26 protein-coding genes are annotated in these 23,754 nt (G+C 70.6%); 10 read left to right on the top strand and 16 right to left on the bottom strand.

All coding sequences use genetic code 11. The annotated features are described in order from the left end of the window. Positions 1 to 14: 14 nt before the first annotated feature. The 4 genes from FHW79_RS01190 to FHW79_RS01175 form a co-directional block, all read right to left on the bottom strand. The gene (locus tag FHW79_RS01190; RefSeq protein ID WP_183177301.1) at positions 15 to 626 is read right to left on the bottom strand and encodes a DUF2889 domain-containing protein; all 612 of its coding nucleotides are present in this window, start codon (positions 624 to 626) and stop codon (positions 15 to 17) included. A gap of 124 nt (positions 627 to 750) precedes the next feature. Continuing rightward, positions 751 to 1,221, bottom strand: coding sequence for a CBS domain-containing protein (locus tag FHW79_RS01185; RefSeq protein ID WP_183177300.1), 471 nt, complete (start codon positions 1,219 to 1,221; stop codon positions 751 to 753). A 113-nt stretch (positions 1,222 to 1,334) separates the two neighbouring features. After that, positions 1,335 to 2,468, bottom strand: coding sequence for a 3-dehydroquinate synthase (gene aroB / locus FHW79_RS01180; protein ID WP_183177299.1), 1,134 nt, complete (start codon positions 2,466 to 2,468; stop codon positions 1,335 to 1,337). Between the two features lie 7 nt (positions 2,469 to 2,475). Further along, positions 2,476 to 3,111, bottom strand: coding sequence for a shikimate kinase (locus tag FHW79_RS01175; RefSeq protein ID WP_183177298.1), 636 nt, complete (start codon positions 3,109 to 3,111; stop codon positions 2,476 to 2,478). Between the two features lie 264 nt (positions 3,112 to 3,375). Here FHW79_RS01175 and FHW79_RS01170 point away from each other — a divergent pair, with 264 nt between their 5' ends. From FHW79_RS01170 to FHW79_RS01135, 8 genes are all read left to right on the top strand, one after another. Continuing rightward, positions 3,376 to 3,516 (top strand): hypothetical protein, encoded by a 141-nt coding sequence (locus FHW79_RS01170; RefSeq protein WP_174452031.1) that lies wholly within the window; start codon positions 3,376 to 3,378, stop codon positions 3,514 to 3,516. A gap of 79 nt (positions 3,517 to 3,595) precedes the next feature. Then, positions 3,596 to 5,524, top strand: coding sequence for a hypothetical protein (locus tag FHW79_RS01165; RefSeq protein ID WP_247884109.1), 1,929 nt, complete (start codon positions 3,596 to 3,598; stop codon positions 5,522 to 5,524). Continuing rightward, on the top strand, positions 5,521 to 6,540 hold the full coding sequence (gene xerD / locus FHW79_RS01160; RefSeq protein ID WP_183177295.1) for a site-specific tyrosine recombinase XerD: 1,020 nt from the start codon (positions 5,521 to 5,523) through the stop codon (positions 6,538 to 6,540). The genes FHW79_RS01165 and xerD overlap by 4 nt, the downstream gene beginning before the upstream one ends. A 140-nt stretch (positions 6,541 to 6,680) precedes the next feature. After that, positions 6,681 to 8,285 carry a malate synthase A gene (gene aceB / locus FHW79_RS01155; RefSeq protein ID WP_183177294.1) on the top strand — a complete coding sequence of 535 codons (1,605 nt, stop codon included), beginning with the start codon at positions 6,681 to 6,683 and terminating at the stop codon, positions 8,283 to 8,285. 234 nt (positions 8,286 to 8,519) lie between these two features. Continuing rightward, entirely contained in the window at positions 8,520 to 9,434 is a 915-nt protein-coding gene (locus FHW79_RS01150; protein ID WP_183177293.1) for a DMT family transporter, read from the top strand. Positions 9,435 to 9,521: 87 nt separating this feature from the next. Then, positions 9,522 to 10,478: an acetyl-CoA carboxylase carboxyltransferase subunit alpha gene (locus FHW79_RS01145; protein WP_183177292.1), complete on the top strand. Its 957-nt coding sequence runs from the start codon at positions 9,522 to 9,524 to the stop codon at positions 10,476 to 10,478. 6 nt (positions 10,479 to 10,484) lie between these two features. Beyond that, entirely contained in the window at positions 10,485 to 11,027 is a 543-nt protein-coding gene (locus FHW79_RS01140; RefSeq protein WP_183177291.1) for an MAPEG family protein, read from the top strand. A gap of 88 nt (positions 11,028 to 11,115) precedes the next feature. Continuing rightward, a complete protein-coding gene (locus tag FHW79_RS01135) occupies positions 11,116 to 11,376 on the top strand; it encodes a hypothetical protein (protein WP_183177290.1) in 261 nt (86 codons plus the stop codon). Between the two features lie 7 nt (positions 11,377 to 11,383). On the opposite strand, the gene FHW79_RS01130 is transcribed toward FHW79_RS01135, so the two are convergent. The 3 genes from FHW79_RS01130 to argB are packed head-to-tail and all read right to left on the bottom strand — an operon-like array spanning position 11,384 to position 13,621. After that, on the bottom strand, positions 11,384 to 12,367 hold the full coding sequence (locus tag FHW79_RS01130) for a magnesium transporter CorA family protein (RefSeq protein ID WP_183177289.1): 984 nt from the start codon (positions 12,365 to 12,367) through the stop codon (positions 11,384 to 11,386). A 14-nt stretch (positions 12,368 to 12,381) separates the two neighbouring features. Then, positions 12,382 to 12,696: a hypothetical protein gene (locus FHW79_RS01125; RefSeq protein WP_183177288.1), complete on the bottom strand. Its 315-nt coding sequence runs from the start codon at positions 12,694 to 12,696 to the stop codon at positions 12,382 to 12,384. A gap of 25 nt (positions 12,697 to 12,721) precedes the next feature. Then, a complete protein-coding gene (gene argB / locus FHW79_RS01120) occupies positions 12,722 to 13,621 on the bottom strand; it encodes an acetylglutamate kinase (protein WP_014239273.1) in 900 nt (299 codons plus the stop codon). A 169-nt stretch (positions 13,622 to 13,790) separates the two neighbouring features. Here argB and FHW79_RS01115 point away from each other — a divergent pair, with 169 nt between their 5' ends. Further along, the gene (locus tag FHW79_RS01115) at positions 13,791 to 14,021 is read left to right on the top strand and encodes a hypothetical protein (protein WP_137103558.1); all 231 of its coding nucleotides are present in this window, start codon (positions 13,791 to 13,793) and stop codon (positions 14,019 to 14,021) included. Positions 14,022 to 14,025: 4 nt separating this feature from the next. Here FHW79_RS01115 and FHW79_RS01110 read toward each other — a convergent pair whose 3' ends face one another. The 6 genes from FHW79_RS01110 to rpmH all read right to left on the bottom strand — a co-directional run bounded on the left by FHW79_RS01110 (position 14,026) and on the right by rpmH (position 18,825). Then, the gene (locus FHW79_RS01110) at positions 14,026 to 15,294 is read right to left on the bottom strand and encodes a cation:proton antiporter (RefSeq protein ID WP_183177287.1); all 1,269 of its coding nucleotides are present in this window, start codon (positions 15,292 to 15,294) and stop codon (positions 14,026 to 14,028) included. Between the two features lie 4 nt (positions 15,295 to 15,298). Next, positions 15,299 to 15,961, bottom strand: coding sequence for a ribosome biogenesis GTP-binding protein YihA/YsxC (gene yihA / locus FHW79_RS01105; RefSeq protein ID WP_035674103.1), 663 nt, complete (start codon positions 15,959 to 15,961; stop codon positions 15,299 to 15,301). Positions 15,962 to 16,118: 157 nt separating this feature from the next. Next, positions 16,119 to 17,858 carry a membrane protein insertase YidC gene (gene yidC, locus FHW79_RS01100; protein WP_183177286.1) on the bottom strand — a complete coding sequence of 580 codons (1,740 nt, stop codon included), beginning with the start codon at positions 17,856 to 17,858 and terminating at the stop codon, positions 16,119 to 16,121. A 27-nt stretch (positions 17,859 to 17,885) separates the two neighbouring features. Further along, the gene (gene yidD, locus FHW79_RS01095) at positions 17,886 to 18,206 is read right to left on the bottom strand and encodes a membrane protein insertion efficiency factor YidD (protein WP_081862847.1); all 321 of its coding nucleotides are present in this window, start codon (positions 18,204 to 18,206) and stop codon (positions 17,886 to 17,888) included. Beyond that, positions 18,203 to 18,685: a ribonuclease P protein component gene (gene rnpA / locus FHW79_RS01090; RefSeq protein WP_183177285.1), complete on the bottom strand. Its 483-nt coding sequence runs from the start codon at positions 18,683 to 18,685 to the stop codon at positions 18,203 to 18,205. Before rnpA ends, yidD begins: the two co-directional genes overlap by 4 nt. Before the next feature lie 5 nt (positions 18,686 to 18,690). Then, positions 18,691 to 18,825: a 50S ribosomal protein L34 gene (rpmH, locus tag FHW79_RS01085; RefSeq protein ID WP_014239280.1), complete on the bottom strand. Its 135-nt coding sequence runs from the start codon at positions 18,823 to 18,825 to the stop codon at positions 18,691 to 18,693. Positions 18,826 to 19,055: 230 nt separating this feature from the next. Between rpmH and FHW79_RS01080 the strand changes: the two genes are divergently transcribed. Continuing rightward, positions 19,056 to 20,558, top strand: a complete 1,503-nt coding sequence (locus FHW79_RS01080) for a hypothetical protein (RefSeq protein WP_183177284.1) — start codon at positions 19,056 to 19,058, stop codon at positions 20,556 to 20,558. 33 nt (positions 20,559 to 20,591) lie between these two features. Here the strand turns inward: FHW79_RS01080 and FHW79_RS01075 are convergent, their stop codons facing one another. Genes FHW79_RS01075 through FHW79_RS01065 form a run of 3 tightly spaced genes read right to left on the bottom strand, consistent with a single transcriptional unit; the run spans position 20,592 to position 23,748 of the window. Next, positions 20,592 to 21,515 (bottom strand): glycosyltransferase family 2 protein, encoded by a 924-nt coding sequence (locus FHW79_RS01075; protein WP_183177283.1) that lies wholly within the window; start codon positions 21,513 to 21,515, stop codon positions 20,592 to 20,594. Next, the gene (locus FHW79_RS01070) at positions 21,515 to 22,549 is read right to left on the bottom strand and encodes a glycosyltransferase (RefSeq protein WP_183177282.1); all 1,035 of its coding nucleotides are present in this window, start codon (positions 22,547 to 22,549) and stop codon (positions 21,515 to 21,517) included. Before FHW79_RS01070 ends, FHW79_RS01075 begins: the two co-directional genes overlap by 1 nt. 29 nt (positions 22,550 to 22,578) lie before the next feature. After that, on the bottom strand, positions 22,579 to 23,748 hold the full coding sequence (locus tag FHW79_RS01065; RefSeq protein ID WP_183177281.1) for a hypothetical protein: 1,170 nt from the start codon (positions 23,746 to 23,748) through the stop codon (positions 22,579 to 22,581). Positions 23,749 to 23,754: the final 6 nt, after the last annotated feature.

Here is a 23,754-nt window from a genome sequence, read left to right as displayed (position 1 = left end):
CGCCCGCCGCCACCTCAGTCCGCGGCGTCGCGCGGGCGGTCGCCGGTGTAGTGGTCGGGCCAATTCTTCCGCACGACCTCGCCGTTGCTGTCGAAGATGTGGCAGGTGTTCAGCAGCACCGGGCGCTTGGTGCGCAGCATGTCCTCCTTGCTGCCCGTCTCGCCGCCGGACGCCCGCGCCTTCTCAGCCTGTTCGCGCGCCAGGATCGGATAGATGGTCTGGAAGGCGGTGGTGGCGATCGGCCCGAGAAGCTCCACCAGATGCGTGCAGCCCTGGACGCCGCCCAGCCGCTCCTTCACCGCGCGGGTCCAGCCCGGCCCGATCTTCAGCCCGACCAGCCGCTGGAAATTGGGAGTGACGGAGCCGCAGGTGCGGTAGGGGCTCTTCTCCGTCACCGCTTCCACCGCCTGGACGGTCAGGTCGTTGTCGACCGTCAGGCGGAGCCACATGCCGTGCACCGGGTCGCCGGGCAGGATCTGGCCGCGCTGCTCGGTGTGGAAGGCGTAGCTCTTCACGTCGGTCAGATGACCCTCGACGTCCCACAGCCCATCGGTCCGCCGATAGCCCCGGCAAGTGACTTCCCGGGTGTGGATCGGTTCGCGCGCGGCGGGTTCGGACAGCGGCATGGGACTCTCTGGCGTTCGGCCTGTTTCGCAGGGCCGTGTTGTTGGGGCGTGTTCTGGAATATCTGTGGGGCCAGCGTTCAGGTCAAGCCGGCTTTGCCGCATCGCAGCATTACCCGCCCCGTGGTTACGGGGGCGCGCTGGCGGAGTAGTTCGAGCCGAAGATGAACGCCTCGCGGTCGCGGATCTCGTCCTCCAGATGGGCGCGGACCACGGCGAACAGGTCGCGAATGGAGACGATGCCCATCACCATGCCGTCCGATTCGCCGTCCGCGGTGACCGGCAGATGGCGGTAGTGGTGGCGCTCCATCAGGTCCAACGCCTCGTAGGCGTGGGCGTCCGGCCCCAGCGTGTCGGGAGAGGCGGTCATGACCTCGGCCAGACGGGTGGCCACGGGGTCGCGTCCCGCGGCGACGACGCGGGCCGCGAGGTCGCGCTCCGTGAAGATGCCCTTCAGTGACCGGCCCTGTGTAACCAGGAGGGCGGCGACACGGCGCTCCGCCATCAGAAGAGCGGCGTCCTGGACGCTGGCCTCCGGGGGCAGGCAGACGAGCTGCTGGTCCTTGATGACGTCGGGGATGAGCTTGCGGTTCGGCATGTCCATTCTCCCATTCTGGGGCAGGGTTCGATCGCATCTTGGACGCGAATCGGAACTGTCGTGAACTCTGACAGTTTGCTGCCCCAACGGTCAAGGGATTATGGTGCAGCGCATCAGCGCGCCACGGCATCCTCCAGTAGCGACCGTACCACCACCGGATCGACGTCGCGCTTGGTGAAGGCGTCGCCCAGGGCGCGGACCAGGACGAAGGCGATGCGCCCGTCCTTGACCTTCTTGTCCTTGGCCATCGACAGGATCAGCCCGTCGACGTCCCACTCCACGCCGGGCACGTCGGTGGGGCGGACCGGCAGGCCGACGCGGGCCAGATGGGCGCGCGCCTTTTCGGCGTCCGCCGCCGGGCACAGCCCCAGCCGCACCGACAGGTCGAAGGCCAGCACCATGCCGATCGACACCGCCTCGCCGTGCAGCAGGCGGGAGCCGAAGCCGGTCGCCGCCTCCAGCGCGTGGCCGAAGGTGTGGCCCAGGTTCAACAGGGCCCGGTCGCCGCTCTCCCGCTCGTCCGCGCCGACGATTGCGGCCTTGGCCCGGCAGCTTTCCGTAACGGCGTGGCGGCGGGCGTCGCTGTCGCCGGCGACCACCCGCTCGCCGTTCTCCTCCAGCCAAGCGAAGAAGCCGGGCAGGCGGATCAGCCCGTACTTCACCACCTCGGCGTAGCCGGCCAGCACCTCGCGCTGCGGCAGGGTGTCCAGCGTGGCGGTGTCGGCGATGACCAGACGCGGCTGGTGGAAGGCGCCGATCAGGTTCTTGCCGTGCGGGCTGTTGATCCCGGTCTTGCCGCCGACCGAGCTGTCCACCTGGCTCAGCAGCGTGGTCGGCACCTGGATGAAGTCGATGCCGCGCAGCGCCGAGGCGGCGGCGAAGCCGGTGATGTCGCCGATCACCCCTCCGCCCAGCGCCAGCAGGACCGCCGACCGCTCGATCCCGCGCCCCAGGACGGCGTCCATCAGCCGTTCGAAATGGGCGATGTCCTTGGTCTTCTCGCCCGCCGGCAGGACGATGGCCTGGGTCGGCTCGATGCCGGCGTCACGCAGCGTGCGCTCCAGCGTCGGGAGATGCCGCGGGGCGACGTTCTCGTCGGTGACGACGATGGGGGCCTTGCCGTTGGTGATCGCGGCGATGCGCGGTCCGGCGCCGTCGAGCACCCGGTCGCCGACCAGGATGTCGTAACTGCGCGGGCCGAGGTCGAGGCGGACGGTGTCGGTGGCGGTGGGCGTGTCTGAGGTCATGGCGGGATCAGGGCTTGTCGTGGTGGTGGTGCGCCGGGTGGCGGTGATGATGGTGGTGCGAGTGGGGCAGGGTGATGCCGAAATGCGCTTCCAGCGCCTCGATCACCTGTTCCACGGTCGCCTCCGGCGGGCGCTCGTCGCTGATCACCGTCAGCTCGGCCTCGGCATAGACCGGGTAGCGGGCGGTCATCAGCCGGCTCAGGATCTCCTTCGGATCGCCGGCGTTGAGCAGCGGGCGGTGGGTGCGACGCGCCGTGCGGGCGAGCAGCACGTCCAGTTCGGCGCGCAGCCAGACTGACACCCCGTGGGCGCGGATGGCCGCCCGCGTCTCCGGGTCCATGAAGGCGCCGCCGCCGGTGGCCAGGATGTGCACCGGCTGCTCGGTCAGCAGCCGGGTGATGATCCGCCGCTCCACCGAACGGAACACCGCCTCGCCGTCGCGGGCGAAGATCTCCGCGATGGAGCAGCCCGCCGCCGTCTCGATCTCCGTGTCGGCATCGGTGAAGGGCAGGTGCAGCCGCGCGGCCAGCCGCCGCCCGATCGCGCTCTTCCCCGCGCCCATCAGGCCGACCAGCACCACCGTCTTGGGAAGGGTCTTCGACGGGTCCGGCGGCTGTCCCTGCGGTGGAAGGCGGGCGGTCATGGTGCTGTGGACTTTCCTGATACGGTTCCGGCCTGATGCGATGCCGGGGGCCGGTGTTCGATTCGGTCGCAGGGGCCTCCGCATGTTGCGCAGCGGCGCCCCCGTGGCTAAAGTGGTACGTCCTGCGTTCATCGGCCCGACGGGCCAGCGGTGCGGACGGTGTGCGATGATTAGCATGAAAGCGCACCCTTGTCCCAAGCCGCACGGACGCAGACCGTGATACAGCGCCGCCGTTCCTTCCACAAAAACACGACTCCGACCGCCATGAGCCGCGTTATCTCCGTTCTTTTCGTCCTGTTCCTCTTCGTCATCGGGGGTGGCATGGCCTTCCTTGCCTCCTGGGACATGCCGGCCCCGTCCAAGACGGTGGAAAAGGTCATTCCGGATGAGCGGTTCCCCCGCTGACGCCGGGGACGCCGCCGGGCGCCGCCGCCGGTTCGCCGCTCCGCCAAGGGGCGGACGGGCCGGGGCCGGCGCCGTTTCCATGTTTGCCGTAAGCCCGCTCGCGCTGGCTCCCGCCGCGCTCGCCTTGTCCTGCGCCCTGATGGCGGCAGCGCCTCCGACGCTGGCCCAGGCGGTGCCGTCCGGGCCGCCGATCCGCCTGTTTCCTCCGCCGGAAACGATGGCCGCCCCCGACGCCGCCGCCGACGCCGGGACCGGGGCCGGGCGGGTCCTGGACGATCCGCTGGCCTCGCCTGGGCCGTCCGCCGTGCCGTTTTCCCTGACGCCGCCGGTCGATACGCCGTCCTTCGACGTGGTGCCCACCGTGGCGTCGCCCTCGGCCATCGCGGTGGAGACGCTGGGGCCGCTGGACCCCGATGGCGCCGGCCCTCTGGCGGGAGCCGCCGGGCTGGGCGGAGACCCCTGGCGCGGCATCCCGCGCGCCGAGGTGCTGGCCCTCCTGCCGGAGCTGCCCACCCTCACCCCGTCGCCCGCCGTGAAGGAGTTGCAGCGCCGCCTGCTGCTCAGCCGCGGCTCGCCCGCCGCCGCTCCGGGCGAGCCCGAGCCGGCGCGCCGCTTCGGCGCGCTGCGGGTGGAGACGCTGGCGGCCATGGGCGACCCGCGCGGGGCCGCCGACCTCGCCGCGCTGCTGCCCGAGGCGATGACGGCCGACGAGGCCGCCGCCCGCGCCCTGACCGACGCCGAACTGCTCGCCGGCCCGCTGGACTGCGCCGCCGCGACGGAGCGCGCCAAGCCCTTCTCCGGCCCCTACTGGCAGCGGGTGGCGCTGTTCTGCCGCCTGCGCGCCGTGCGGATCGGCGGGGGAGCGGCGACGGAGGCCGCCGGGGCCGCCCCGGCGGGCGACGACCTCGCCTTCGAGATGCTGCGCGAGCAGCCGGGCGGCGATCCCGATTTCCTGCGGGTGGCCGAGGCGATGGCCGGCGGCCCGGCGGTCCGACCGCGCAGCCTGAGGGACCCCAGCCCGCTGACCCTGGCCGCCCTGCGGGCGCTCCAGGCCGGACTGCCGCCCGATGTGCTCTCCCTGACCGACCCGGCCCGTCTGGCCGCCGTGGCGTCCAACACCGGCACCGACCCGGCGACCCGCGTGACCGCGGCGGAGCGCGCCGCCGTTGCCCTGTTCCTCGATTCCCGGCGGCTTGAGGAGGCGTACCGCGCCGCCCCGGCCAAGGGCGACGAGCTGCTGCGGCTGAAGGACGCCGTGGCGCGCGATCGTACCGCCCGCACCCGCGCGCTGGTGCAGCAGGCCATGCTCGCCGCCATGGGCGGTGGGCGGCGGGTGGAGCTGGCCGGGCTGGCGCTGGAGCTTCTCGACCCGCCGATGCTGGCCGGTCCGGTGGGGGCGGTGGTGGCCGATATGCTCGACACCCTGTCGCCGACTCCGGACGCCGCCGCCCTGGCTCCCGCCGCCGCGCGGCTCTGCTTCGCGCTGGGCCGGGCCGACAAGGGCAAGCGCTGGCACGACCTCGCCCTGCGCAGCCGTCCCACGGCGGAGGTGGCGCGGCTGTGGCCGCTCGCCGTCATCGCTCTGGGTCCGCCGCCGGGCGGCGGGGCGCTGGGCCTCGCCGGCTGGCTCGACGAATCGCTGCGCGGCGCTGATCCGGAGGCCCGCGCCCGCGTCGCCGGGCAACTGGCCCTGCTCCAGGCGATGGGCGTCGCCGTGCCGGAGGAGGCGTGGCGCCGGACCGCCGACCCCGAGGAGACGGCCCCCACGCCCGCCGACCTCTGTCCCCCCACCGCCGACCCCGCCCTGTGGCAGCGGCTGGCCGAAGCCTCCGCCGACCGGCGGGTGGGCGAGACGGCCCTGGCCGCCCTGCTGCTGCTCGGCAACGCCGGGCCGGCGGGCACGCCGCCCGCGGTGGTGGCGCGGGTGGTCGGAGCCCTGCGCGCCGTGGGCCTGGACAACGACGCCCGCGCCATCGCTCGTGAAGCCGCCGCGGCCCTGGCCGGATGAGTCCCATGCCCAAAACACCCTTGTCGAAAGCCCAGCCGAAGCGGCGCGGGCGCCCCTGCAAACCGCGCCCGATCGCGGCCTCGCCGCACGTCGACGCCTTCCTGGACATGCTGACGGCGGAGCGCGGTGCCGCGCTCAACACCCGCGTGGCCTACGAGCGCGACCTCGCCGACCTCGCCCTCTGGCTGGCCCAGCGCGGCCAGCCGCTGGAAAAGGCGGTGACGGAGGATCTGCGCGCCTACCTCGCCTTCCAGTATGTCGAGGGCGGGCAGAAGCCGGCGCCGCGCACGCTGGCCCGCCGCCTGTCGGCGATGCGCCAGTTCTACCGCTTCCTGGTGTCGGAAGGCCGGCGGGAGGACGACCCGGCCTCGGCGCTGGACAGCCCCAAGCAGGGCCGCCCGCTGCCCAAGATCCTGACGGTGGAGGAGGTCACCCGCATGATCGACTCCGCCCAGACCCGCGGCGGGCCGGAAGGGCTGCGGCTGGTCGCGTTGCTGGAGGTGCTCTACGCCACCGGCCTGCGCGTGTCGGAACTGGTCGGCCTGCCGATGGCGGCCATCCTGCGCGACGGGCGCGGGCTGATCGTGCGCGGCAAGGGCGGGAAGGAGCGCATGGTGCCGCTGTCCGAGCCGGCCTCCGCCGCTCTGGGCGCCTATCTGCCCTGGCGCAGCCACTTCATCCTGGCCGGGCGCGAGAGCGGGCCGGTCGCCTTCCTCTTCCCGTCCCGCAGCTCCACCAACGGGCACCTGACGCGCCAGCGATTCGCCCAGCTTTTGAAGGAGCTGGCCATCGAGTCGAACATCGATCCGGAGAAGGTCAGCCCCCACGTGCTGCGCCACGCCTTCGCCACCCACCTGCTCGACCGCGGGGCGGATCTGCGCTCGGTCCAGAAGATGCTGGGCCACGCCGACATCGCCACCACCCAGATCTACACCCATGTGGTGTCGGAACGGCTGAAACAGGTGGTGCACGAGCATCACCCGCTGGCCCGGCGAAAAACCGTTCGTACGCAATAGCGTTGCGCGCAAAAGGGGTGTCTCTTTCAAAAGATACCAATCCGGCTATGGCGGCTTCTCCCGCTGTGGTATAGCCCTTGTCCCAATGGGGTTGGCCGGCACCGCGCCGGACCGCCCTCGCGACGAACAGGGGGAAGCGCATGGCCACGACCATCTCCGGGCTTGAGATCCTGGGTCCGCTCACGCCGGGCTTCGAGACGATCCTGACGCCGGAGGCGCTGGCCTTCCTGGCGGAGCTGGAGGGACGGTTCGGGTCGGAGCGGTTGCGCCTGCTCGACGTGCGGACCAGGCGGCGGGCGCTGATCGAGCAGGGGCACAAGCCGGACTTCCTGCCGGAGACCCGGGCCATCCGCGAGGCCGACTGGACCATCGCGCCGCTGCCGCACGATCTGCTCGACCGCCGGGTGGAGATCACCGGGCCGGTGGACCGCAAGATGGTCATCAACGCGCTGAATTCCGGCGCAAAGGTCTTCATGGCGGACTTCGAGGATTCGAGCTGCCCGTCCTGGACCAACCTGATCGAGGGGCAGGCCAACCTGCGCGACGCCGTGCGCCGCACCATCGCCTTCGACGATCCGGCGTCGGGGAAGAAGTACCGGCTGAACGACAAAACCGCCGTCCTCAAAGTCCGCCCGCGCGGCTGGCATCTGGCGGAGAAGCACGTCCGGCTCGACGGCGAACCGGTGTCCGGCGCGCTGTTCGACTTCGCCCTCTACGCCTTCCACAACGCGCGGGACCTGCTGGCCCGCGGCTCCGGTCCCTACTTCTACCTGCCGAAGCTGGAGAGCCATTTCGAGGCGCGGCTGTGGAACGAGGTGTTCTCGGTCGCCGAGGATTATCTCAAGATCCCGCACGGCGCGTTCAAGGCGACCGTGCTGGTCGAGACCATCCTCGCCGCCTTCGAGATGGACGAGATCCTCTATGAGCTGCGCGACCATTCCGCCGGGCTGAACTGCGGGCGCTGGGACTACATCTTCAGCTTCATCAAGACCTTCCGCCACGACCCCGCCGCCGTGCTGCCCGACTGGGCGGAGGTGACGATGGCGACGCCCTTCCTGCAATCCTACAGCCTGCTGGCGGTCAAGACCTGCCACCGCCGCGGCGCCCCGGCGATCGGCGGCATGGCCGCCTACATCCCGGTGAAGGACGACCCCGCGGCCAACGAGACCGCCTTCTCCAAGGTCCGCGCCGACAAGGAGCGGGAGGTGTCCAACGGCCACGACGGCACCTGGGTGGCCCATCCCGGCCTCGTCCCCGTCGCGCGGGAGGTCTTCGACGCCTACATGCGCAAGCCCAACCAGATCGACCGCAAGCGCGCCGACGTCAGCGTGACCGCCGCCGACCTGCTGGCCGTGCCGGAGGGGCCGAAGACGAAGCGCGGCCTGCGCAACAACGTGGCCGTCGCCATCGGCTATCTGGAGGCGTGGCTGCGCGGCGTCGGCTGCGTGCCGCTGTTCAACCTGATGGAGGACGCCGCCACCGCCGAGATCAGCCGCACCCAGCTCTGGCAGTGGGTCCACCATGGCGCCACGCTCGACGACGGGCGCTCCGTGACGATGGAACTGGTGGACGAGACCATCGCGGAGGAGCTGGCCGCCTGGAAGGCCCGCGTCGGCGACCGCGCCTTCGATACGGGGATGTACGAGGAGGCTGCGGTGATGCTCCGCGACCTCGTGGAGCGCCGGGACTTCGTGGATTTCCTGACCCTGCCGGCCTACGACCGCATCGTCGCGCAGGGGGCGTGAGGCCCCTCTCTGGACTCTCGTACCTACGGGCCCCCACCCTAACCCTCCCCCGCTTTGCAGGGGAGGGAACGGACGCCGCTTCGCAGTAGACACCCTCCCCTGCGAAGCGGGGGAGGGCCGGGGTGGGGGCAACACTCAGACGCGTTTCCAGCCTGCCCGACCGGCTTGGCAAAAGGCGGGGGCTTCGCCATGTTCGCTGGCCCGTCCGCGTCCCGAGCCAGAGGTTCCGCCCCCGTGTCCACACCCCCCATCGTTCCGCCGGTGTCGCGCGGAGCCGAGTCGCTGCTTCTCCTGCTGACGGTGGGCGGGTTGATCGGGGTGATCTTCCCGGTCACCAAAGTCGCGCAGGCGGCGGGGGTGCCGCCGCTGCCCTGGGCCTTTTCCATGATGTTGGGCGCCGGGGTGATCCTGGCCGGGCTGGCGCGCGTCAAACGGCAGCCGATGCCGCTCACCGGGCGCTATCTGCGCTATTTCGCGGTGTCGGGGCTGCTGTCCATGGCGCTGCCCAACGTGGTGCTGTTCTTCGTGATGCCGTGGCTGGGGGCCGGGTTGTCGGCGTTGGTCTACACGCTGCCGCCGATCCTGACGCTGCTGATGGCCGTGGCGGTGCGGATCGAAAAGCCCGACCGCGGACGGGTGGCGGGCATCCTGATGGGCCTTGTCGGCGCGTTGATGATCGTCGGGCCGCGCGGCAGCCTGCCCTCGCCCGATCTGGCGGGCTGGATGGCGCTGGCCTTCGTCATGCCGGCCTCGGTCGCGGCGGGCAACGTCTACCGCACCGTGGCTTGGCCACCGGGCGGACAGCCGGTGGCGCTGGCCGCGGGAACCATGCTGGGCGGGGCGGGCTGGGTCGCGCTCGCCCTGCTCGGCACCGGGGCGGTGGCGGAGTTGCCGGCGCTGGGCCTCGCGCCCTGGCTCGCCCTGCTCCAGATCGCGGTGACGGCGCTGACCTATGTGCTGTATTTCCGGCTCCAGGTGGTCGCCGGGCCGGTCTATCTCAGCCAGATCGGCTACGTGGCGACCTCCGTCGGGCTGGGCACCGGGACGCTGCTGTTCGGGGAACGCTATTCCCCCTGGGTGTGGGGCGGAGCGGCGGTGATCGTCCTGGGCGTGCTTCTGGTCAGTTTTGGCCGGCGTTTCGCGCGATAAGCTGTGGCATCGCCGCCGCGCACCGTGGTACCAAAGCCGGTCCGCGACGTCCGCGTCCTATCCTATTCGGTCCGTGATCCTTCCGGCATGCAAACCTTCCTGGAATTCGAAAAGCCGATCGCCGAGCTTGAAGGCAAGATCGAGGAACTGCGCCACCTGACCAACGCCGGCGACATCAACATCGCCGACGAAGTGACGAAGCTGCAGACCAAGGTCGACAAGCTCCTCCGGCAGACCTACGCGAAGCTCACCCCGGCGCAGAAGGTGCAGGTGGCCCGCCACCCGAACCGTCCGCACTGTCTGGACTATGTGAAGGGGCTGATCGACGACTTCACGCCGCTGGCCGGCGACCGAGGCTTCGCCGAAGACCGTGCGGTCATCGGCGGGCTGGGCCGCTTCCGTGGCCGCTCGGTCGTGGTGATCGGGCAGGAGAAGGGCCACGACACCGAAACGCGCGTGCGCCACAACTTCGGCATGGCCAAGCCCGAGGGCTACCGCAAGGCCCAGCGCCTGATGGACCTCGCCGACCGGTTCAAGCTGCCGGTCGTCTCGCTGGTCGACACCGCCGGCGCCTTCCCCGGCGTCCAGGCGGAGGAGCGCGGCCAGGCCGAGGCCATCGCCAAGAGCATCGAGCGCTGCCTGCGCCTGTCCGTGCCCATGGTGGCCGCGGTGATCGGCGAGGGCGGGTCCGGCGGCGCCATCGCCATCGCGACCGCCGACCGGGTGCTGATGCTTGAGCACGCCATCTACTCCGTCATCTCGCCGGAGGGCTGTGCGTCGATCCTGTGGCGCAACCCCGACATGGCCGGCGAGGCCGCCGTCGCGCTGCGCCTGATCAGCCACGACCTCAAGGAACTCGGCGTCATCGACCGGGTGGTGAGCGAGCCGATCGGCGGCGCCCACCGCGACCCGGCGGAGACCATCAAGGCGCTGGGCGACGCCATCGAGGAGTCGCTGGGCGATCTCGACGGGCTGGACGGCACCGCGATCCGCGCCCAGCGCCGCCAGAAGTTCCTCGACATGGGCCAGAAGGGCCTGGGGTAAGACGCCATGGCCGCCGCGCCGGAGACCCGTCCCTCCAAGACCCGTCTTCTGCGCATGGCGGCCACCGTCAACCTGTCCGCGGCGGCGGCGGCCCTGCTGGCCCTGTGGCTTCTGCCACCGCTGTTCGCGCCGCCGCCCGGCATCGCCGATCCGGGCGCGCGCATGGCCTTCTGGGGGCGGCTCGCCCTGTGGCCGGCGCTGGTGCTGTTCCTGACGGTGGGCGGGGTGCTGGTCGCCCGCGCCCGCTCCGTCGCCCTGAACCCCATCGACGACGCCGAGTCGCGCTTCTACCGGATCAGCCAGCGCGTGCTGACCAACACGGTGGAGCAGACGCTGATCTTCGTGCCCGCCCTGGCGGCGCTGGTGGCGCAGATGCCGCTGCCCGATCTGGGCTTCGCCCGGCTGGCGACCGCGCTGTTCGTGCTGGGCCGCCTGCTGTTCTGGGTGGGCTACCTGATCCACCCCTATGTGCGGGCGCCGGGCATGGCGGTCACGCTGACCGTCAACCTCGTCGTGATGGGCTGGGCGCTGCTGCTCGCCCTCGTTTAGGGAGCGGAGCGGCCACAACCCTCCTCCCCAGCGCTTCCGGCTTGTGTCATAGATTTCGCCGTGTGCCGTCCGATTGCCGGTGAAACCGATGATGCTCTTTGTCCGCTGCCCTTCGCTGCTTCAAATCGCCCTGTCCGCGATCCTTCTGCTGACCGCGTTGCTGGAGCTGTTCGACACCATGCTGGAGGACCTGATCGGCGTGGAGATCACCACCGCGCACGGCCTGCTCGTCTTCGCGCTTGGGAAAATTTTCAAGGAGTGGATCGAGGTCCGCAAGCAGTTCTCCGAAACGCGGGAGAAGCTGGGCAGCGGGCGGGGCCGCGAGACCGCGTCGCCGCATACCGGCTGAGCGGTTCCTACAGCCAGCGCCGCCGCTTGAAGTAGATCATGGGCAGCGCCGCCGACAGGATCATCAGCATCACCGCCAGCGGGTAGCCGAAGGTCCAATCCCTCTCCGGCATGGTCACGAAGTTCATGCCGTAGATGCTGGCGACCAGGGTCGGTGGGAACAGGGCGACCGTCAGGATCGAGACGATCTTCACGATCTCGTTCTGTTCGACGTTGATGCGGCCCAGCGTGGTGTCCAGCAGCAGGCTGACTTTCCCCGACAGGAACTGAGCGTATTCGCCGAGCCCCGTCACGTCCTGAAGGGCGGCGCGCGCCCAGCGCCGGGTCCGCTTGGCCGGGGTCCAGCCCTCGCCGCGGGCCAGGAAGGTCAGCAGGCGGTTGAGCGTGGACAGGCTGACATGGGCCTTGCCGATCAGGTGCCCGGTGTGGCCGATGCGCTTGAGCGTGCGGGTGTCGTCCCGCCGCTCCCCCTTGACCGGCAGGGCGCGCCCGCGGAAGGCGCGGCCGCCCATGGTGTCCAGCTCCAGCCCGACGCGGCGCAGGACGGCGGCGGTGCGCTCCACCACCCCGTCCAGCAGAGCGGCCAGGACCGCCTCGGCCGTCAGCTCCGCGCCGCCGCTGCGGGTGACGCGGCGGCGGAAGGCCAGGAAGGGCTGCGGATCGACGGCGTGGATGGTGGCGAGCCGCCCGCCGGCCAGGACGAAGCTGACCGGGACGATGCGCGGCTGGTCGGTGTCGGCCCAGACCAGGACGAGTGCGGTCATGTGCACGGCGCCGGGGGTGATGCGCAGGCGGCTCGACTCCTCGATCTCCGCCATCTGCTCCCGAGTCGGCAGCTTGATGCCCATCAGCGCCTCGGCGCGGGCCAACTCCTCCGGGGTCGGGTTCTGCAGGTCGAGCCAGACGGCCTCGGCGGGCAGCGGGGTGCGGACGCCCTCGGCCTCGCGGGCCCAGCGCAGCCGGTCACCGTCGCAGGCGAAGACGTGCAGCATGGCGGCGGCCCGCCTTAGAGGAGACGGCCGAAGCGGCGCGGCTTGCGCGGCTGGGGCGGCTCGGCGGGGCCATCGGCGTCCCTGGCGGCTTGTTCCTCCGGAAGGTTGACGGGTGCGCCGTCCTGGCGCAGCGCGGCCTCCAGCTTGCGCCGGAAGGCCCCGCCGTCGTCCTTGGAATCGAGGAAATGCCCGACGGCTTCCTTCGCCGAGTCGCGGTCGTAGGGGACCTTGCCGAAGACCGACAGCTTGGCGCGCTCCAGCAGCTTCGGGTCCATCCGTTCGCGGATGGCCTTCATCTGGCGGAGTAGGTCCTTGCGCACGTCGGACATGGCCGGTCCCCTTCGCTTGACCCGGTTACTCGCGGCCGATCAGCGTGCCGGCCCCGCCCTCGGTGAAGATCTCCAGCAGCAGGGCGTGCGGCACCCGGCCGTCCAGGATGACGGCGGCGTCCACGCCCTGCTCGACGGCGTCGATGCAGGTCTCGATCTTCGGGATCATGCCGCCGGTGGCGGTGCCGTCGGCGATGGCGGCGCGCGCCTGGTCCAGCGACATGCGCGGCACCAGCTCCTTGTTCTTGTCCAGAACGCCGGCCACGTCGGTCAGCAGGAAGAAGCGGGTGGCGCCCAGCGCCGAGGCGACGGCGCCCGCCGCGGTGTCGGCGTTGATGTTGTAGGTGTCGCCGTTGCGGTCGAAGCCGATCGGGGCGATGACCGGGATGATGTCCGACTGGGCCAGCGACGTGATGATCTGCGGGTTCACCTGATACGGCTCGCCGACGAAGCCGAGGTCCAGCACCTTCTCGATGTTGCTGTCCGGGTCGCGCTGGGTGCGGCGCAGCTTGCGCGCGGTGATCAGGCTGCCGTCCTTGCCCGACAGGCCGACGGCGCGGCCGCCCGCGTTGTTGATGGCGGCGACGATCTGCTTGTTGATGGAGCCGGCCAGCACCATCTCGACCACCTCGACCGTCTCCTTGTCGGTGACGCGCAGGCCGTCGATGAAGCTGGACTTGATGGCCAGCCGCTGCAGCATCTGCCCGATCTGCGGGCCGCCGCCGTGCACGACCACGGGGTTGATGCCGACCTGCTTCAGCAGGACGATGTCGCGGGCGAACTTCTCCGCCAGGCTGTCGTCACCCATGGCGTGGCCGCCGTACTTGATGACGAAGGTGCGCCCGGCGTAGCGGCGCATGTAGGGCAGGGCTTCGGACAGGGTGCGGGCCTTGGCGAGCCACTCGTCGCGGGTCGTGTTCTGCACGGGATGGAGCCGTTCGTCGGGGTGGGCCAATCGGGTGAGATTCCGCCGACTCTTTAACGGAAAGCGCGGGGGGTGCCTAGGGGGCTTTTTCAGGGGGGCGCCGCGTCCGGGAACCCTTGCCGCGCCCGGCGGTTCGCCCGGGGTAGGATGAACCGCAAAGGACGGTGCCATGAACGACCGCATCATGCCGACGCCGCGCAACCCTTTCACCGAGGCCCATAAGGCGGAGATGGAGGAGACCGCCCGGCGGGCCGAGGAGATCTACGGCTCCCCCGACGCCCAGGAGGTGACGGAAGCCAACAAGGCGCTGAAGGAACAGGCGCGCGGGGACGGGAAGGCCGGGTCCGAGGGACCAGGGGCCGATCCCGTGGTGACCGGGAACGTGCGCAAGCCCGGCTGAGAGGTCAGGCCGTGCCGGCGTGGCCCGCCCGGCGGCCGGCCAACCGCCCGGCCAGCAGGGTCATCGGCTGGGTCAGCGCGGTGACCACCACCGCCATCAGCACCATGGCCGAGAAGCAGGCCTCCGACAGCACCCCGGCCTCCAGCAGGATGGTCAGGACGATGACCTCCATCAGCCCTTTGCAGGACATCAGGGTGCCGAGCCGCCAGGAATCGGCGGCGCTCTCGCCCGACAGCCGGGCGGGCAGGGCGGTGCCCAGCACCTTGCCCAGGATGGTCGCCACCGTCGCCAGCGCGAAGACCCACCATTGCGCCGAGGCGGCGAGGTCGAGATTCACCTTCAGACCGGTCAGGGTGAAGAAGAAGGGCAGCAGGATCAGCGTGGCGAAATGCTCCAGCCGGTCCAGGATGGCCGCCGCCAGCCGCCGCGGCATGACCGTGCCGGCGACGAAGGCGCCCAGGATGTAGTGCAGCCCGATCAGCTCCGTCACCGCCGCGGAGCCCAGCAGGGCGGCGCAGGTGACCACCACCACCATGTCGCCGACCGCGCCGTCCGGGGCGATGCGGTTCATCAGCCGGGTCAGCAGGGGGCGGGCGAACAGCTCCGTCGCGGCCAGATAGGCGAAGCCCAGGACGGCGATCTGCGCCACCCCGGCGAAACCGCCGCTTCCCCCCGCCGCCAGCGCCAGCACGGCGGTGATGAGAAGCCACAGCAGCGCGTCGTTGACCGCCGCGTAGCCCAGCGCCAGCCGGCCGACCCGCTCGCCGATCAGCCCCATCTCGCGCAGGATGGCCCCCAGCACCGGCAGGGCGGTCACCCCGACGCAGATGCCGAACCCCGCGGCGAACAGCAGCGGGTCGGCCTTCGGCCCGGCCATCTCGGGGAAGGCGCCGACGATCCACCAGCCGAGCGCCCCGCCGAACAGGGTCGGCACCAGCATGCTCGACAGGCTGATCCCGACGAAGGCGCGCCCACGTCCCTTGAACTCCTCCAGATCGAGGTGCAGCCCGGTCAGGAAGGCGAAGAAGACCACGGCGAGCAGAGCCAGCCCGGAGAGCGGCGCCAGCGAGCCCTTGGCGAACAGCGGTTGCCAGAGCTCCGGGGCGGCCTGTCCGAGAACCGACGGGCCGAGCGCGATCCCGAACAGGATCTGGATGACCACCATCGGGGCCACATGCTTCAGCCCGGACAGCCGCCACAGCAGGAACGGGCCGGCGATCAGCAGGATGGCTTGGATGAGGAACAGCAGCGCCGGGGTCAGTTCGACGGGCATCGGGTCATCCCAGGCTGGCGAGCTGGGCGAGGCTGGCCCGCAGCTCCGCGATGCCCTGGCCCTTCTCGGCGCTGGTGGCGTGGATCTCCGGGAAGGCGGCCGGGTGTTTCTTGATGGCCGCCACGGTGCGCTTGCTGACCTCGGCCAGCTCCTGCGACCGCACCTTGTCCGACTTGGTCAGGACGACGACGTAGGGCACCGCCGCCTGGTCGAGCATGGTCATGATCTCCTCGTCGTTGGGCTTCAGCCCGTGGCGCGAGTCGACCAGCACCAGCGCCCGGCGCAGCGTGACGCGGCCGCGCAGGAAGCGGCGGACCATGTCGTTCCAGATCTCGATCTTCTCCTTCGATTCCTTGGCGTAGCCGTAGCCGGGCATGTCCACCAGCTTCAGCCGGTTGCCGAGGTTGAAGAAGTTGAGCTGCTGGGTGCGGCCCGGCGTGTTGGAGGTGCGGGCCAGCGTCTTGCGCCCGGTCAGCGCGTTGACGAGGCTGGACTTGCCGACGTTGGAACGGCCGGCGAAGGCGACCTCCGGCAGGTCGGCCTCCGGCAACTGCTCCGCCGTCTGGGCGCCCCAGATGAAATCGCATTCCTTGGCGAACAGAAGCCGCCCCGCTTCCAGGGCCTCCTCGTCGAAACCGGAGATCGGGGAGCTGCTGGAAGAGGTCATGGACGGCGCTTTCGAAAGACACGGGGTACGGATGATCGTGACCGGCCCAAAACATAACCGCCGGCAAACGCCCGTCAAGGGAGGCGCTTGCCGGCGGTCGATGCCCTGAAAACAGACAGGGAAATCAGGGAGGCCGGGTATCAGGTGAAGAGAACCCTCAGGTCACCTTCACACCGTCCTGCCGCATGATGATCCACTGCTGGGCGATGGACAGGGTGTTGTTCCAGGCCCAGTAGATCACCAGACCAGCCGGGAAGCTGGCGAGCATGAAGGTGAAGATGATCGGCAGGAACTGGAACACCTTCTGCTGCACCGGATCGGGCGGTGCCGGGTTCAGCTTCTGCTGGAAGTACATGGTGATGCCCATGATGATCGGCCACAGGCCCAGCATCAGGATGTGCGGCGGCTGCCACGGGATCAGACCGAACAGGTTGAAGATGGTGGTCGGATCGGGCGCGGACAGGTCGTGGATCCAGCCGAAGAACGGCGCGTGCCGCATTTCGATGGTCACGAACAGCACCTTGTACAGCGCGAAGAAGACCGGGATCTGGATCAGGATCGGCAGGCAGCCCGACACCGGCGAGACCTTCTCGCGCTTGTAGAGCGCCATCATCTCCTGGTTCAGGCGGACCTTGTCGTCGCCGAAGCGGTCGCGCAGCTCCATCATCTTGGGCTGCAGCTTCTTCATCTTGGCCATCGCGTGATACGACTTGTTGGCCAGCGGGAAGAAGGCCGCCTTGACGATCACGGTGAAGACCAGGATGGCGATGCCGAAGTTGCCGAACAGGCGGCCCAGCAGGTCCAACCCGTAGAAGAACGGCTTGGTCAGGAAGTAGAACCAGCCGAAGTCGATCGCCAGGTCGAAGTTGGCGATGCCCAGCTTGTCCGAATAGTCGTCGAGCAGGCGGACCTGCTTGGCGCCGGCGAACAGCCGGTCGGTCATCTCGATGGTGGCGCCGGGGGCGATTTCCACGGCCTTGCCGAGCGTGTCGACCTGATAGCGGTCGGCGGCGCCAGGGGCGGAGTGGACGAAGCGGGCGGTGATCGGGGCCTTCTGGTCGGGGACCAGCGAGACCAGCCAGTACTTGTCGGTGATGCCGATCCAGCCGCCGGTCGACTGGGCGGAGATGGTGCCGGCCTTGCGCAGGTCGTCGTACTTGTGCTCGTTCAGCTTGCCGTCGAAGACGCCGAGCGGGCCTTCATGCAGGATGTAGTAGCCGTCGGTGTGCGGCGTGCCGGCGCGGCTGACGAGGCTGTAGGGCAGCAGGCTGACCGGGGCGGAGCCGGTGTTGCGCACCTTCTGGGTGATCGTGAACATGAAGTTCGGATCGACCGCGATGGTGCGCTCGAACACGAGGCCCTTGCCGTTGTCCCAGGTCAGAACCAGCGGCTGGTCCGGCGTCAGCGCGGTGCCGGCGGCGGTCCAGCGGGTGTCGGCGCCGGGAACCGGCTGCGACTTGTCCTCCGGAACCCAGCCGAACTCGGCGTAGTAGGCCTCGGGCGTGCCGGCGGGGGCCAGCAGGACGATTTCCGGGCTCTTGGGATCGGGGGTGACGCGGTAGTCGGCCAGCGTCAGGTCGTCGATGCGGCCCCCAACCAGATTGACCGATCCGTGCAGCGACGGCGTGTTGATCTTGACGCGCGTTCCGGCGGCCATCTGCTCGGCGAGCAGGCCGGCGCGGTCGCGGACCGTGGCGGGAGCCGCGGTGCCGGGGACCGAACCGGGAGCGGCGCCCGGCGCGGGCGCGGCGCCGGGGGCGACCGACTGCTCCGTCTGGGCGGCCTGCTGCGCAGCCTGCTGTTGCTTCACCCGGGGTCCATCGTAGAAATACTGGAATCCCAGGAGGATGGCGATCGACAGAGCGATCGCGAGGATGAGGTTGCGTTGATCGGTCATGGCATCCCGGTTGCCGTGGGCCTTCTGTTAAGAAGGGGGCCGAACGCCGGTTTTCAGGCCGGCATGCGAATTGCTGCATCGATGCGCCGCTTCGTCCGGCCCGTGCGAACAGCGGGTGGACCGCCCCGGTTCGGGCACGGGATCATATCCCCACCCGCCCCAGGGATGGCAGCGCAGAAGCCTCCGGACGGTCAGCCAACTGCCCCGGATCGCTCCGTGCTTAGATAGCGCATCCAGCGCATAGTTTGAACAGGTCGGCTGAAATCGGCAGTGCCACCCGATGAAGGGCGACAGGGTCCACTGATAACCGACCACGAGCGCGCGCAGAAAATAGGCGAGCGGGCTCACGCGCCGACCTCCCCGCCGCCGGAACCGTTGCCGGTCCCGCCGTTGGAAGTGACGGCGTTTGGCCCGCCATTCACCTCGTTCCTGGACGCGTCGCTCTTGGAGACGTCGCGCCACAGACCGAGGCGTTTCAGCGCCGCGATCAGATCGCCCACCAACTCCGTCCACGGCCTTTCGGCCGTCGCGGCGCGGGCCACCAGCACGAAATCGTGACCGGGGGCCGCGTGGGCGGTCAGAATTTGGCGGGCCGCTTCGCGAAGGCGGCGGCGTGCGCGATTGCGCACGACCGCGTTCCCCACTTTGCGGCTCGCCGTCAGGCCAAGACGAATCGGCGGCTCGCCAGGGGCGGGCCGCTGCCGTTCGTCGTGTCGGCGCACCTGCAGGATAAGGCCGGGAGCCACATGCTTGCGCCGTGTACCGGCCACGGCCAGAAACTCCGGCCGCCGCTTCAGGCGCCCGACCCTGGGGTCCGGCGCCGCCATGCGTATCAGGCGCTCAGGACACTGCGGCCCTTGGCGCGACGGCGGGCAATCACCTTGCGGCCACCGACGGTCGCCATGCGGGCGCGGAAGCCATGCCGGCGCTTGCGCACGATTTTGCTGGGCTGGAACGTGCGTTTCACGGCACCATACTCCTCGATCTCAGGGCAAAAAATGAGCCCCGCTGTATAGAGGTACCGACCCCCGGAGTCAATCACGCGCTGCCACCCAAGCGTGGGAAATATTCTCCGTTCGGATGGGCAAGGGCAAGAAGGGTGGCGCAAAGGAGGGTGAAAAGGGGTAGGGCCCTGCCTCCCTCGCCATGCGGCGTGTTTACCCCCTGACATTCGCGAAAGGTCCGGGGGAAGTCGGCATGCTGCACCGGCGGCAATTCATCGTGTCCAGAAACACCCACGCGCTCCGTCCGGATTGGGTGAGCCGTGACATCGGCGGGCTGGTCCTGTCCCATTGTCCCGACCTGCCGGTCCGGCGCGTGCTCGGCGCCGACAAGACGGTCTGGCACCTGCTGGGGCTGCCCGTGCAGACCGACCCGGCGCGTCCCGACCCGCTGGAGGCGCTGGCCGCGTCCCGCTCCGGGGACATCGCGGAGCTGTGCCGCTCCTGGACGGGGCGCTGGCTGCTGCTCAACAACCGCGCGGTCCATCTCGACACCGGCGGGACGCTCGGCTGCTTCTACGGAATGGTGGACGGCGCCCTGACCCTCACCTCCAGCGCCGGGGTGATGGCCGAGCTGCTGGGCGAGGAGGCGAGCTTCCGCCGCCCGCTGGCGCACGAGGCCGGGCTGGACTGGTACCCGCTGCCCGGCTCGGGGCTGGCGGGGGTGCGCCGGCTGTTGCCGACCCAGGTGCTCGACCCGGCCCGTCCGATGGACGATTCGGGCTTCCTGACCTTCCGCCGGCCCTTCCCGGCGGTTCCGCCGGGCTTTTCCGATTCGCTCGCCTATGAGCGGATGGAATCCATCCTGGTCACCGCCATCCGCAACCTGCACCGGACCCTGTCGGGGCCGGACGGCGGCCACCGCCCGCTGATGCTCCAGCTCACCGCCGGCTACGACACGCGGCTGCTGCTGGCCGCGGCGCAGAAGGCCGAGGTGCCCTTCGCCACCTTCACCTTCGACCACCGCGACCTGACGCCGGGTGACCGCAAGCTGCCGCCGAAGCTGGCCCGGCTGGCCGGGGTGGAGCATCACCTCATTCCCTGTCCGCCGCTGGATGCCCAACGGGCGCGGGACTACGCCGCCCACACCGGCGCTCACACCGCGGCGATGGACGGGGAGTTCTACGCCAACGGCGCCTGGGACGGCGTGCCGGAGGGCGCGGTGGTCCTGCACGGCGGCGTCTTCGAGGTGGCACGCTGCTTCTACTGGGGGCAGATCCCGCCGGGTCTCGCCGCCGACGGCGAGGACACCGCCGCCCGGATCTTCGACGCCTTCCGCGGCAAGCTCTACAACCCGCCGTCCCATTGCGAGGCGCTGCGCGAGTGGCTGGCCTGGGTGGTGCGGACGCCGGACGTGCTGCCGGGCGGCACGATGGACCTGCGCGACCGCTTCTATCTGGAGCAGCGGGTGGCCGGCTGGCTGTCGGCCATCGACCAGGGGGTGGACCTGACCGGGCGGCAGCTCTTCCAGGTCGGCAACTGCGCGGACTTCCTGGCGATCGCGCTCGCCATGCCGGTGGACGTCCGCCGCTCCAGCCAGCATCAGGCGGAGCTGATCCGCCGCATGGCCCCCGACCTGCTGAGCGAGCCGATCAACCCGCCGCAGCCCGCCGTGCTGCGCCAGCTCCGCAAGCTGCCGCGCCGCCTGAACAAGCTGCGCACGGCGATCGGGCACCATCTGGCGCGGACGTCGGCGTAGGTGATGGCTTCAGGGGGGCGGCTTGCCCCCACCCTAACCCTCCCCCGCTGGGCGGGGGAGGGGATTGTGGCTTGGGGCCGGGTCGGGTTGGGGAAGGCCGGGTGCGGCCGTCTTGGACAGGTGCAGCCAGCGGCGGTAGGCGTCCTCGCTGACGGGGGCGCGGTGTTTCAGCCCGACGCGGAGGATCTCCGGCAGGGCCAGCAGGACCTTCAGGTCGGTCAGCCGCGGGCCATGGCGCAGGTTCTTCCAGCTGTTGCCGATCCAGCTCCGCGCGAAGCGCCAGGGCAGCAGGCCGGCGGGGCAGCGGGCCACCTCGCGGATCAGGTCGTTGCGGTGGTTGTAGAAACGCTCCAGCCCCGGCTTGCGGCCCTTCTCGCTCTTGTCGTGATAGACCATGATGCCGGGCAGGGCGACCACCCGGTGGCCGGCGCCGATCAGCCGCAGGCAGCGGTCCTTCTCCTCCCCCTGGCGGTACAGCTCCGGCATGTAGAGGCCGATGGCGGCGACCGCGCTGCGGCGCAGCAGATGGCCGCAGCCGACGTACCAGGGCGCGTCGAAGGGATCGGCCTGCGGCGGAAAATAGACCAGCCCGTCGCGCGTCTCGATGTTGCAGGCCACCGCCGCCACGTCCGCGTGCGTCTCCATGTAGGCCACCGTGCGGGCGAGGCCGTCCGGCTCGGCGAACCAGGAATCGTCGTCCACCGACAGCACGTAGTCGCCCGCCGTGTTCACGAAGCCGAAGTTGCGGGCGTAGATCAGCCCGGCGTTGTGCGGCAGCCGGACGTAGCGGACGGTGGGGAACTCCTCCCGCACCATGGCGTCGGTGCCGTCCGTGGACCCGTCGTCCACCACCAGGATCTCGGCGACGGGGTGCGTCTGGGCGAGCAGGCGGGACAGCGCGGTGCGCAACTCCGGCGCGCGGTTGAAGGTGGCGATGACGGCGCTGACGGTGGGCATCAGGCGACCTCGCTGGAGGAGGACGAGGCGGCGCGCGGCCGCTCGGGCAGGGGCAGCCGGACCGGCGGACGTTTCAACTCCTCCGGATACTCGTCGCGCAGGCCGGACAGGTAGCTGTTCAGGAAGACCCGCAGGCCGCGGAAATCCCGGTTCACCAGATAATGGGCGGTGTATTTGGCGATCATGCGCGGGATCACCCCGGCCTTCTCGTAGTTGGCGTGGATGTAGCCCATGTTGCGGAAGAAATGCGGCGCCCGGTCGGCCCGCATCGTCTCCACCGTGCCCAGCCGGCCGCCCAGCACCTTGTGCTCCGTCCGCGACATGCCGGGATGGACGTGCAGCGCCTTCACCGCCGTGCCGACCTTCAGCCCGGCGCGGCGGGCGCGCAGGGTGAACTCGTACTCGTCGCCCCAGATGAACATCTCGCGCTTCACGTTGCCGATCCGCTCGAACACCGCCCGCCCGATCAGCGTGCCGTTGAACAGGGCGATGGTGCCCGGCGCCAACCCGTCCACCGCCCGCGCCATCAGGCTGTCCGGGTCGCGGGTGCCCTGCATGGGGAAGGCCAGGGTGAAGCGGTCCTCCGCCGCCAGCACCAGCGGGCCGACCATGGACAGGCCGTGGTGCCGCGCCTGGGCCAGCAGCTCGGCCAGCGCGCCCGGCTGCGGGATGCCGTCGTCGTCGGTGCTCCAGATCCAGCGGGCGCTGAGGCCGAGCGCCGTCTCGAAGGCGGTGTGGTAGGCGCCGGCGGAACCGCAATTGGCCTGGCGCATCACGACCAGCGCGTCGCCCCGCTCCTCCGCCTGCGCGGCCAGCCACTCCGGCGTGCCGTCGCTGGAGCCGCTGTCCACCACCACCAGCCGCTCCGGTCGCGGCTGCTGCCCGAGGATCGCCGCGACGCAGGTGGCGAGAAGCGGCAGGCGGTTGTGGGTGACGACGATCGCCACGACGCCGTGGGCGATGTCCCCCGAGGCAATGTCTGCCGAAACCTCGTCCGCCGGGCCGTCGTTTGCCGAAAATGTGTCGTGAGCCATGGCTGGGCGGTTCCTCCTGGTCCTGTCCATCAGTCGGTTTGGGTGCGGGTGGGGGCGCAGTCGCCCTGGCCGGGCCGGCAGGGCAGGATGGCGACGTCCGGCGAGGGGGCGGTGGCGCCGGTCAGCACGCCCAGCCCGGCGAGCTTGCGGGCGACCGTCCGCGCCGCGTAGAGCTGCCCCTCCAGCCCCCAGCGGCTGCCGTTGGGCGCGTAGAGGTCGCGCACCCCGCCGGCGGCCAGCGCCGTCAGGCCGGCGGCCAGGGGCACCGCCTGGAGCGTCGGATCGGCGGCCATGACCTCGTCCACCGCGGACCGTTGGGCTGGCGGATCGAGCAGGAAATCGGCGTAGACCGTCCCCTTGTCCGGCGCGACCAGCAGCAGGAAGCGCGTCACCCCGTTGGCCTCCACCGCGTCCTGGATCGCGTGCAGCGCGGCGCGTCGCTCCTCCAGCAGGCGGTGGTCGCTGCGCCAGGCCTGGAAATCCCCGGCGCGGAAGAGGGTGCTCGTCGCGGCGGCGGAGCTGAACAGGCCCGCGTAGGACAGGGCCAGCTCCTCCACCGGGCCGCCGGTCACGTTCAGCAGCGCGCGGGGCAGCGCCTTGACCAGCAGGTCGAGCGCGTGGCCGACGGGCGGCGGGTTCCAGGCCCGGGCGCGGGCGCGCTCCAGGGACCGCGGCTGACGGTCGAGGGGCTGGACGGCGAGGGGGCGCAGGGTCGCCACCTCGTGGGGGCGGGGGGTGGTGACGGTGGACAGGTCCAACACGCCGACGCGCTCCTTCAGGTCGCGCTCCGATAACTGCAGGATCACCACGCGCGGCGGACGCTCCCGGAAGTCGGGGGAGGCCAGATAGGCGGCCAGCGGCGCGGCACCCGCGGGCCGCACGCCGACGGTCAGGCCGGTCAGGTTGCGCAAATGGTCGGTCCAGTAACGGCCGTAGCGGCCGTGGCGCTCCTCCGCCTCGGGGCGGGAGAAGCCGTCGCCGAACACCAGCGCGTCGTAATCGGCGCCGGGCCGCGCCGCCTCGGCCAGCGGCGGCACGAAGATCGCCTGGGGCGCTCGGGGGCCGAAGCGGTTCTCGGCGAACCCGCCCAGCTCCGTCAGGTCGCCGTCCGGTGGGTCCAGAGCGAAGGCCAGCGGCAGGACCAGCGCGGCGGCCAGCGCCAGCCCGCGCAGAAGGAACCTGTCAAGCCCGGCCGCCACCGGTCG

The organism is Azospirillum sp. OGB3 (assembly GCF_014192915.1).
Lineage (GTDB): Bacteria > Pseudomonadota > Alphaproteobacteria > Azospirillales > Azospirillaceae > Azospirillum.
Note: the sequence above shows the minus strand (reverse complement) of the source record. Positions and strands in the feature narration are given on the sequence as shown.

Bases quoted from the DNA above. Each gene is read 5' to 3' on its own strand.
- FHW79_RS01080 (WP_183177284.1), top strand. From the start codon at position 19,056: ATGCTGCACCGGCGGCAATTCATCGTGTCCAGAAACACCCACGCGCTC.
- aceB (WP_183177294.1), top strand. From the start codon at position 6,681: ATGGCCACGACCATCTCCGGGCTTGAGATCCTGGGTCCGCTCACGCCG.
- rnpA (WP_183177285.1), bottom strand. From the start codon at position 18,685: ATGGCGGCGCCGGACCCCAGGGTCGGGCGCCTGAAGCGGCGGCCGGAG.
- FHW79_RS01070 (WP_183177282.1), bottom strand. From the start codon at position 22,549: ATGGCTCACGACACATTTTCGGCAAACGACGGCCCGGCGGACGAGGTT.
- FHW79_RS01145 (WP_183177292.1), top strand. From the start codon at position 9,522: ATGCAAACCTTCCTGGAATTCGAAAAGCCGATCGCCGAGCTTGAAGGC.
- FHW79_RS01115 (WP_137103558.1), top strand. From the start codon at position 13,791: ATGAACGACCGCATCATGCCGACGCCGCGCAACCCTTTCACCGAGGCC.
- FHW79_RS01190 (WP_183177301.1), bottom strand. From the start codon at position 626: ATGCCGCTGTCCGAACCCGCCGCGCGCGAACCGATCCACACCCGGGAA.
- xerD (WP_183177295.1), top strand. From the start codon at position 5,521: ATGAGTCCCATGCCCAAAACACCCTTGTCGAAAGCCCAGCCGAAGCGG.
- FHW79_RS01185 (WP_183177300.1), bottom strand. From the start codon at position 1,221: ATGCCGAACCGCAAGCTCATCCCCGACGTCATCAAGGACCAGCAGCTC.
- FHW79_RS01130 (WP_183177289.1), bottom strand. From the start codon at position 12,367: ATGCTGCACGTCTTCGCCTGCGACGGTGACCGGCTGCGCTGGGCCCGC.
- FHW79_RS01125 (WP_183177288.1), bottom strand. From the start codon at position 12,696: ATGTCCGACGTGCGCAAGGACCTACTCCGCCAGATGAAGGCCATCCGC.
- yidC (WP_183177286.1), bottom strand. From the start codon at position 17,858: ATGACCGATCAACGCAACCTCATCCTCGCGATCGCTCTGTCGATCGCC.
- FHW79_RS01140 (WP_183177291.1), top strand. From the start codon at position 10,485: ATGGCCGCCGCGCCGGAGACCCGTCCCTCCAAGACCCGTCTTCTGCGC.
- FHW79_RS01175 (WP_183177298.1), bottom strand. From the start codon at position 3,111: ATGACCGCCCGCCTTCCACCGCAGGGACAGCCGCCGGACCCGTCGAAG.
- FHW79_RS01075 (WP_183177283.1), bottom strand. From the start codon at position 21,515: ATGCCCACCGTCAGCGCCGTCATCGCCACCTTCAACCGCGCGCCGGAG.
- aroB (WP_183177299.1), bottom strand. From the start codon at position 2,468: ATGACCTCAGACACGCCCACCGCCACCGACACCGTCCGCCTCGACCTC.
- FHW79_RS01110 (WP_183177287.1), bottom strand. From the start codon at position 15,294: ATGCCCGTCGAACTGACCCCGGCGCTGCTGTTCCTCATCCAAGCCATC.
- FHW79_RS01135 (WP_183177290.1), top strand. From the start codon at position 11,116: ATGATGCTCTTTGTCCGCTGCCCTTCGCTGCTTCAAATCGCCCTGTCC.
- FHW79_RS01170 (WP_174452031.1), top strand. From the start codon at position 3,376: ATGAGCCGCGTTATCTCCGTTCTTTTCGTCCTGTTCCTCTTCGTCATC.
- FHW79_RS01165 (WP_247884109.1), top strand. From the start codon at position 3,596: ATGTTTGCCGTAAGCCCGCTCGCGCTGGCTCCCGCCGCGCTCGCCTTG.
- yihA (WP_035674103.1), bottom strand. From the start codon at position 15,961: ATGACCTCTTCCAGCAGCTCCCCGATCTCCGGTTTCGACGAGGAGGCC.